The sequence below is a fragment of the Melaminivora alkalimesophila genome (genome assembly GCF_000282995.1).
Lineage (GTDB): Bacteria > Pseudomonadota > Gammaproteobacteria > Burkholderiales > Burkholderiaceae_C > Melaminivora > Melaminivora alkalimesophila.
Genome location: NZ_ALEE01000644.1, coordinates 1 through 482, shown reverse-complemented (window position 1 = coordinate 482; position 482 = coordinate 1). Strand labels below are relative to the sequence as shown.

Below are 482 nucleotides of genomic sequence, written 5' to 3'. Positions count from 1 at the left end.
AACCCGAACTCCTCCAGGATGGCAGCGAGCCGCTCGGCCGCGCTGCGCTTTCTCTGCCCCGTCCAGCGCGCCAGGATCAGCTCGTTCTTCAGGCTGTGCTCCCAGCCCACCACCTTCAGGCCGACCTGCTCGCACATGCGCCGGATCTGGCGCTTCTTGCCCTCCGTCAGCACGAAGCGCAGCTGCTCGGGGTTCTGCCATTCGACCTGGGCGGGTTTCAGGCGCTGGCCATCGAGCGCCAGGCCGTGGCGCAGCAGCGCCAGCCGCTCCTCGGGGAAGGCGGCACGCACGTCCTGCGCGACATCGCCATACTGCACCCGCACCAGGTACTCCTTGTCCACGGTCGAGTCCTCGCCGATCAGCTGGCGCGCGATGCGCCCGTCCTGCGTCAGCACCAGCAGGCCCACGGAGTCGATGTCCAGTCGCCCGCAGGGGGCCAGCCCGCGCAGCTGGGAGGGCGAGAAGCGCGTGCGGCTGGCGTC

Annotated in this window: 1 protein-coding gene; it reads right to left on the bottom strand. The window is 70.3% G+C overall.

All coding sequences use genetic code 11. The features are described 5' to 3' along the window. On the bottom strand, positions 1–482 hold a 482-nt coding region (locus tag A612_RS12545), incomplete at both ends, for a pseudouridine synthase (protein WP_019374816.1).